General features: G+C 62.8%; 8 protein-coding genes. 1 reads left to right on the forward strand and 7 read right to left on the reverse strand.

Going from position 1 to position 7,790, the window contains the following annotated elements:
• Positions 1-110: 110 nt before the first annotated feature.
• From FJY68_12625 to FJY68_12655, 7 genes are all read right to left on the reverse strand, one after another.
• Entirely contained in the window at positions 111-1,250 is a 1,140-nt protein-coding gene (locus FJY68_12625; GenBank protein MBM3332669.1) for a hypothetical protein, read from the reverse strand.
• A 114-nt stretch (positions 1,251-1,364) separates the two neighbouring features.
• Positions 1,365-1,907, reverse strand: a complete 543-nt coding sequence (locus tag FJY68_12630) for an LEA type 2 family protein (GenBank protein MBM3332670.1) — start codon at positions 1,905-1,907, stop codon at positions 1,365-1,367.
• Positions 1,908-2,154: 247 nt separating this feature from the next.
• Entirely contained in the window at positions 2,155-2,775 is a 621-nt protein-coding gene (locus FJY68_12635) for a DUF502 domain-containing protein (protein ID MBM3332671.1), read from the reverse strand.
• A gap of 90 nt (positions 2,776-2,865) precedes the next feature.
• Complete coding sequence (locus FJY68_12640; protein ID MBM3332672.1) at positions 2,866-3,453, reverse strand: DUF4416 family protein; 588 nt, start codon at positions 3,451-3,453, stop codon at positions 2,866-2,868.
• A complete protein-coding gene (gene scpB / locus FJY68_12645) occupies positions 3,453-4,319 on the reverse strand; it encodes an SMC-Scp complex subunit ScpB (GenBank protein MBM3332673.1) in 867 nt (288 codons plus the stop codon). Before scpB ends, FJY68_12640 begins: the two co-directional genes overlap by 1 nt.
• Positions 4,316-5,527: an aspartate kinase gene (locus FJY68_12650; protein ID MBM3332674.1), complete on the reverse strand. Its 1,212-nt coding sequence runs from the start codon at positions 5,525-5,527 to the stop codon at positions 4,316-4,318. Before FJY68_12650 ends, scpB begins: the two co-directional genes overlap by 4 nt.
• 115 nt (positions 5,528-5,642) lie before the next feature.
• Positions 5,643-6,833, reverse strand: a complete 1,191-nt coding sequence (locus FJY68_12655; protein ID MBM3332675.1) for an aminotransferase class I/II-fold pyridoxal phosphate-dependent enzyme — start codon at positions 6,831-6,833, stop codon at positions 5,643-5,645.
• Positions 6,834-7,027: 194 nt separating this feature from the next.
• On the opposite strand from FJY68_12655, the gene FJY68_12660 reads away from it, so the two are divergent.
• A complete protein-coding gene (locus FJY68_12660; protein MBM3332676.1) occupies positions 7,028-7,681 on the forward strand; it encodes a lamin tail domain-containing protein in 654 nt (217 codons plus the stop codon).
• Positions 7,682-7,790: the final 109 nt, after the last annotated feature.

The following is a 7,790-nucleotide window of genomic DNA, read 5'->3' on the forward strand; positions in this document are numbered from 1 at the left end:
TTTCATCACCCGCACACGCAGCACATCCAAAGCCGCCGGCGATAGACGCCGAGTATCGTCTTCTCTCATTACTCACAGTATACACCAAACCGACTCCCATGTCAAACATTTTATGCTCTGATTAGTATCTCTTCCACCTTGCAGCCGCCCGACAGCGTTATCGCGCCGGCATCCGCTCCCGGCACGCCGGCGTACTCGACGGTGCAGTAGCTGAGCCGCGTTCCCGACAGGGTGGTGGAGCCGAACCTGACGCCGGTCCAGTCGCCCCGCGCCGGACTCAATCGGTTGGAGGTGAAGAGGACCGGCGCGGCCGCGGTGCCGACCGCCGTGAGCCCGCTGGGGCCGTAGAGGCCGAATGCAAGGTGGCCTTTTTCGAACTTCACGACGCACCCGGGCTCGATAGTCAGCCACGCATTGCTGCGGAAGGTGACGCTGGAGTCGACGATGTGGGGGTTTCCGCCCGGCGACCAGGTTTCGCTCGTGTCGACGTATCCGCCGTGATGGGTCGGCCCGCCGCCGGAAACGCTGTCCCTGACCCAGATACCAACCGACGCTACCGCCACCTCGCCAAACCCGTTGTAGGCCTTTGCCTTGACGGTGTGATTGCCGGCGCTCGCCTGTGACGCGTCCCAGGTGTAGCGCCAAGTGTCCTGGCCCCAGTCGATTGCTGTGCCGTTCAATGCATCGTCGACGAGCAGTTCGACGCGGTCCATGCCCGGTATGCTCGTGTCCCGGGCCCACACTTTGATTGGGACGCTGCCTTTGCCAACTGTGTCACCGGCCTGCGGCGAGACAATCCGGACATCCGGCCCACCGGTGTCCACCAGGACCCCGCGTGCGACCGTGTTAAGGTCGTGTTTCGGTTGTCCGTTCTCGACATAGCTGTAGTACAGCTTTGCGTAGAGCAGCGGCTTGGTTCCCAATGGGACATTCCTGCTGTTCCATACGAAGGTGCACGTGTCAGAAGGGTTGATGCTCGTGCCTATGTACTGGCGATCCACATCCAATACGACGCTATCCGCAGAGCAGAGGTGCGTGACCCACCAGACTTTCACCGTCACGTCACCCGGCGGGACCCGCTGGTCTTCCTCGGGGGTGACAAATCCCATGTCGGTCGAACGCTCATCCTTGCAGGACACCACCAGCAGGGCAGCGGTCAGGACCAGAGCGGGCACGAGCCATTTTCTCAGCATCACGGCTTCTCTCCTCTCGACCTCAGCAGGCAGGTTGGGGTCCGATTCTGCCGACACGGCATGGCACACGAGACATCGTTTATGCTGTCAATTGAACGAGGGTCGAGGATTCCGGCCGACGTGTCAGCGTCAGGAATGGTCTGAATCTTCGGCACCGGTGTCCGACCGCCCTCAGTCCTCGAACAGACCGTTGATGAAGGACTGCAACTCGTCCTTGACCGCAACCTTCCTCTCGCCGCCGAACCCGAACCGCCGCCGGCCGACGATTGTCGACACCAAGTAGCTTCCTTTCACGCTGAACACGACCGAGTCGGTCAACAGCGCCGGTATAGAGCTCAGCAATCCCGCGTAGTCTATCACCAGCGGGAAATCGGCGACCGTCGTGTCGCGGGCGTCAAGGAACAGCCCCTCGGATCGGCGGCCCCGGCCGCACAGCCGGTCGCCAATGGACACATCGTAGTCGACCGACATCACCCGCAGCGGGAATCGGTTCGGGTTGACGATTTCAAGTCCTACCACCGTCGTGTCGGCCGACTTCTGGTCGATGGACCGCAACCGGACATCTGGCGTCTTAATCGAAGGCGAGCACGCAGCCAGCCACAGCACGTAGGCGGCCGCGACGGCGAGTTCGGCCTTGAACGGCTCGGCTGAACGGCTATCCGTCTTGAGGTGCCACTTCCTGCCTTTCGAACGTACGACGCCCAGTTCAAGCATCGGACCTCCTCGCTGCTGCTGGAGCAGGCTCTTCGATCATCGGGACGATTCTAAGTTCCGGGTCGGGAGTGTCAATCGAGTATGCGGGGACGCCGACCGTCCGCGACTGGCGGCTGCCCGGCTCCCCATCCTCATCGCGAAGCGGCCGGGCTTCACCACAGGTACGGCTGTGATCGGCGCGGTGCAACGGGCGTGGTCCTTTCTGGCTTTGTGCGGCATTGTGTCTGCCCCGCTTCTCCGAGGCGGGTCAAACGGGTGGGCGGATGAAGGTGCCGATATCGGTGGGCTTGATGACGCCGCCGGAGACAACGAGCTTCAGGCCGTCTTCGATGCTCATCGCCGTCTCGATGACCTCGGCCTCGGGGATGAGCGCAAGCCAGCCTGAGGTCGGGTTGGGCGTAGTCGGGAAGAAGACGAAGGCCGCCTTGCGGCCGTCGGAGAGGGTTATCTTCTCATCGCTGGTCAGGAACCCGACCGCAAACATCCCCAAGCGCGGGTATTCGGCGATGACGGTCCGGCGGAGCGAGCTGCGGTCGACGAACACGGCGTTGGTTAGCTGGCGAGCCGAGCCGTAGATGCTCTTGACGATGGGCACACGCTGCAGGATCTTGTCCAGCCAGCCGAGCGTGAGCTTGCCGATGAGACCCGTGGCAATCCAGCCGGTGAAGAGGACGAGCATGATGAAAAGGACGAACCCAGCGAGAGTGGCGAACCATCCGGGCAGGCCCGCGAGCCACGGGTTCAAGCCGAAGAGCGGGTGAAACAGAGCACCCAGCCGGACGATGATGAACCAGAAGATGAAGACGGTAACGCTCAGGGGCAGCAGGGTCGCGACGCCGGTGAGGAAGTAGTGGCGGAATTCTTTCAAACTCGAGGCGCGAAGTCGGTATTCCGATTCAAGCTCGAATGCAGGCAAATGACGAATCGGGGGATTCGGATTTCGAGCTTGTGTGCCGCGTCAAGTCGCCTTGAAGACCTGGTTGTCCTGGCCCGTCCGCTGTTGCGCGGCCTCGGCCAGCAGCTCTTTGCGGCAGCGCATCAGGAAGTCGTGGCAGGCCGGAGTCTGGTAGTCGGGATAGGTCCAGGCGAGCGGCTGGAATTTGCCCGACTGGAAGATGAGCGCCAGGTCGGCGTAGATGCCGCCGCGAAGGTAGATGCGGTGGGCAAAGCCCTTGGTTGAGGCCAGTACCAGGTTGTGCAGGGAAAGCAGGCCGGGGTCGAGGTTCACGCGGCGCTTGGCGTTCGGACCGAGGAAACGCTTCTCCAGGGTATGGGTAGTCTGCTTGAAATCGACGAGTTGCTCAGCCTCGACCAGGTCCTGGAATGCCAACCACTGGCGAATCAGGTTCGGTCCCATCTCCTTTTCGTAGTAGTCGGTGAAGTTGAACGGTATCTCTTCGCTCTTGGCAGTCACGGTCCCGAACCCTTCGGCCAGAGCGGACTGAGCCTGCGCCAGCAGGTTGCGGTCATTCGAGAGGAGTCCGACCACCAGCTTCACTGGATCGTCGGTCGTGCTTTCCTCTTTCAAGAGTTCAAACATGTCCATTACCTCGCATCATCCGGCGCGCCGTCTCGGTGGCCGCCGTCCATAGCCAGCGAATCGAAGGTCACGTCCTTTTCCGGCACACTGCCGGTCGTTCCGGTTTCACGCCGGGCAAGGAATTCCCCGATCTCCTCCATCCGGGGCAGATCCTCAAGTCCTGCCAACCCGAAGTAGCGCAGGAACTCAGGCGTGGTCCGGTAGAGAAACGGGTTGCCCGGGCGGCTGGCGCGGCCGTAGGTCGCAATCAGCCGGCGTTCTAGGAGTGTAACAAGCGGGCCCGAGCAGTCAACCCCCCGTAGCTGCTCGATCTCGGGCCGGGTGACCGGCTGCTTGTAGGCGATGATCGCCATCACCTCGAGCGCCGCGCGTGAGAGCCGGTGAGTGTACTGGTGCTGGTAGAGGCGGCGCACGAACTCGGCGTAGTCCGGCATAGTGTACAGCTGGAACCCCTGCGCTACCCGCTGAACGCGGAACGTCCTGCCGGTTTCCTGGTAGACGGCATTAAGCCCATCGATAACCGCCCGCGCCTCTTCCGGTTCCACCTCGGCAAGCTCTGCGAGCCGGTCAAGCTTGACCGGGGCGTCGGCGGCAAAGAGCAGGGCCTCGAGCACCTGTACGGCAGGAAGCGGCGCCGGCGCAGGGATTTCCGAATGACGATTGTCGAGTGACGAATCATCGGACTCGGGAGTCGAGAGTGGGGAGACGGGATCGGGGGCGAGGGATTGCGGCGCGGGTTCAAGGGCCCCGGGGTGCAGGGGTTTTGGTCTAGGAGTCGGAATCTCGCTCTCTGGCGCGACGCCGCCCGGTTCAGCTCCGGCTACTCCCGACTCTCTACTCTCTACTCCCGCTGCCGGTTTCTCTTCCATCATCTCTTCAGCCTGAAACGTGCGAGGAGCGCGGCGCCGGCAAGCCGCAGGTCTTTCCGGTCCATGAAGCACGATAGCCTTGTTTCCGACGTCGAGAAGGCATCGAGGTGGACGCCGACCCGGTGCAGCGTATCGAGCGTGCCGGAGAGAATCTCCGGGTCGGAGCCGACGCCCGGCCCGACCACTGACACCGAGCAGAGGGAGTCCTTGACCTCAAGCCGGTCGGCCCGCACCTGCTTGGCGAGCTTCCCGAGGATGGTCCTGGCCGCCGGCAGGCTCGCCTCGGGTACGATGTAGGACAGGTCGAACCGGTCGCCGTGCACCACGCCGTGGTTGAAGAACACGACCGGCACGCGGGCCGCGGCCAGTTGGGTCACAACCTGGTGCAGGCATTTCTCCTTCTTCGGCACGTCAACGAGCGAAAGCCGCACCAGCTTGTGGTTGTGCGTCATCGCCCGGACAAAAGCCTTCTCCATCTTCTCAAGTTTGGCCACAGTCGTACCTCGCTTGTCGTTGAATGAAGACCGGATGGAAAGTCGCACCCGGTACTTGGCCGCGAGCGCGCACGCCCGCGGGTGAATCACCTCCGAGCCGGAGCCGGCCAGTTCGGCCAGTTCCTCGAAGCTGAGCCCGGGCACCAGCCGTACACCGGGAAACTCCGAAGGGTTCTCGGTGAAGACGCCGTCCACGTCCTTGTAGAGTTCACAACGCTCGGCGCCGAGTGCGGCCGCGAGCGCAACCGCGGTCACGTCCGAGCCGCCGCGGCCGAGTGTGGTTATCTCGCGCTCCGGGCTAACTCCCTGGAACCCGGCGACAATCGGGATTACCTTTCCGCGCAGGGCGCGGCGGAGACGGTCGCCCCGGATTTCCTCAATCCGGGCGTCGGAGTGGAATCGGTCGGTGATGATGCCGACCTGTGAGCCGGTGAACGAGACCGCTTCCAGGCCTTCGCTGAGGATGGCGAGAGAAACCAGCGCCATCGCTTCCCGCTCGCCCGCGGTCAGGAGCATGTCGAGTTCGCGCCGTTGGGGGCTGGGCATGATTTCGTGCGCCAGTTTCGTCAGAGCGTCGGTGGTGTGGCCCATCGCCGAAACCACGACCACGACCCGGTTGCCGGCGGCGCGGGTCGCTACGACCCGGCGCGCCACGCGGCGGATCCCCTCGATGTCCGCGACCGAGCTTCCGCCGTACTTCTGGACGACTAGAGGCATGAAGAAGGGATGAGGGAGGAGGAAGGAAGGAGGAAGCAGGAAGGTGAATGGGAGTGGGAGGCGGGGAGTTGGGAGTGGCCAGAAGCCGGCCTCGCCACTCTCAACTCTCTACTCACTACTCTCTCTCCTCTGCCAGCCACCTGCCGATGCGCCGCGCCGCTTGCTGGAGTTGCCTCTCGGGCGCGACCAGGGCGAACCGCACAAATCCCTCGCCGTACTGGCCGAAGCCGGTCCCGGGCGCGCACATCACGCGGCAGTTCGAGAGCAGCTTGCGGGTGAAGTTGAGCGATGCAGACTCTCCGGCCGGCGCTCTATCGTGGCCCACCGGCAAGCGGGTCCAGACGTAGAACGTCGCAGCCGGCAGACCCACGCCCCATCCGTGCCTCACCAACTCGCCGCAGAACGTATCCCGGCGCCCCCGGTACAGCAAACGGTTGGCTGCGGCGAACCTGTCCCCGGACTGAAGCGCGAAGACGGCCGCGTCCTGAATTGCCCCGAAAGGGCCCGAGTCGGTGTTCTGTTTAATCTTGAGCAGCGACTTCACCAGCCGCGAGTTGCCGACCGCCATGCCGATGCGCCAGCCGGCCATGCTGAACGTCTTGGAGAGCGAGTGGAACTCGATGCAGCGTTCCTTGGCGCCTGGCACCTCGAGGATGCTCGGCGGCTTCACCTTGCCGAAGTAGAGCTCGGAGTAGACGTTGTCGTTCACGACGAAGAACCCGTACTTCTGGGCCAGGGCGACAACTTCACGATAGAAGTTGAGGGTTGCTACCGCGGCAGTCGGGTTGCCGGGGAAATTCAGGCAGAGAAGCTTGATGCGCCGGGCGATGCGGGAGAGCCAATCGAGGTCGATGAGGAAGTCGTTCTTCTCCTCGAGCGGCACCGGAATCGGCGTTGCCCCGGATAGCCGCGACTGGTTCTGATACACCGGGTAGCCGGGGTCGGAGACTGCAACCGTGTCCCCCGGGCCGCAGGTTCCCCAGATCAGGTGCGCGACGCCCTCCTTGGAGCCGACGAGCATCGAGACTTCGGTCTCCGGGTCTAGTTTGACGTGGAAGCGGCGGCGATACCATGACGCAACTGCCGCGCGCGCCGTGAGCTTGCCGGGATAGCTGGGATAGCGGTGGTTCTCAGTATTCTTGAGTGCTCTCGTGAGCGCGGCAGATATCGGCTTGGGCGCGGGCTGGTCAGGACTGCCCTCGCCGAGGTCAATCAGGTCGCGGCCAGCGCGGGACTTGAGGTCGTCCAGTTCCTGGAAAAGGTAGGGGGGAATCCAGCCGAGTCTGGCCGCAGACGGCTCGTGCATCTGAATCATGATAAGGCCAAAATGACGGATTGTCAAGCTCTTGGCGAATCATATCCCTATTATTGAGTCCTGCGGTGTCAAGCGGCAGGCTGAGGGTCGGCCCTGTCCGACTCGTCCGACGTGTCTGACCCGCGGTCTTGCCCTGCCTCTTGACAGTCTCCGGCCCGAGGCTAGAATTCTACTTGGAGGCGGTTATGACCAAACTTCTGGCCTGCCTGCTCTTCTCGGCAGCGGTCGCGGCTGCCAATCCCTACGTTCTGACCTTCCTGAGTGAGGTGAGCGTTGACTCGGTACATAAGTTCGTAGAGCTCCATGGCGAACCGGACGACCAGTCGATGGACCTGAATGGCTGGCAGCTTGTCACGACAACGTCGGCCTGCACCTTGACGCACTACCTGCAATACAATGAGTTTCTCGTCGTGGATTCGGAAGCTCTGGCTCTTAGAGAAGCCGTACGTGGCACTCTGAGCCTCAATCCGCTTGGAGACAGCGTGACCTTGCTCGACAGCACGGGCAGGGTCGTTGACTGGGTCTGTTATCCCACGTATCCGACAGGGCACGGCAAGGCTCCGCTCCCACCAGTACCGGGCAGCGTCGCGTTCTGGAACTTCGACGACTTCGAAGGCCAGTCGATGAACTGGTACGTTGACTCGACGCCTACGCCGGGCTGGGACAATGACGATCAAAGCAGAATCGCTGGGACACTCACTGGCAGCGGTGGAGTCACTCTGGACGAGGCCAGCGTCTACGCGTCAGGAACAAACGGACATTGCCACTGCGGGCTCTATCAGCAGACCGGCTACACCATCAGCGGCCTTGGCGCCGGCACTTACTACGGAGAGCACTAAATGTTTGACAGCTTGAGGTCATGTTGCCGCATATCGGACGTGCTCTTCCGCAAAGTAACTCCTGACCACTTCTGGCTGGCGTTGCCGGCTGCGTAGGTAGGATCGGGCC

This window comes from candidate division WOR-3 bacterium (assembly GCA_016867815.1).
In the GTDB taxonomy this organism is placed as follows: domain Bacteria; phylum Hydrothermota; class Tepidihabitantia; order Tepidihabitantales; family Tepidihabitantaceae; genus UBA2258.

Bases quoted from the DNA above. Each gene is read 5' to 3' on its own strand.
- FJY68_12630 (MBM3332670.1), bottom strand. From the start codon at position 1,907: ATGCTTGAACTGGGCGTCGTACGTTCGAAAGGCAGGAAGTGGCACCTC.
- FJY68_12640 (MBM3332672.1), bottom strand. From the start codon at position 3,453: ATGGACATGTTTGAACTCTTGAAAGAGGAAAGCACGACCGACGATCCA.
- scpB (MBM3332673.1), bottom strand. From the start codon at position 4,319: ATGATGGAAGAGAAACCGGCAGCGGGAGTAGAGAGTAGAGAGTCGGGA.
- FJY68_12650 (MBM3332674.1), bottom strand. From the start codon at position 5,527: ATGCCTCTAGTCGTCCAGAAGTACGGCGGAAGCTCGGTCGCGGACATC.
- FJY68_12655 (MBM3332675.1), bottom strand. From the start codon at position 6,833: ATGCACGAGCCGTCTGCGGCCAGACTCGGCTGGATTCCCCCCTACCTT.
- FJY68_12660 (MBM3332676.1), top strand. From the start codon at position 7,028: ATGACCAAACTTCTGGCCTGCCTGCTCTTCTCGGCAGCGGTCGCGGCT.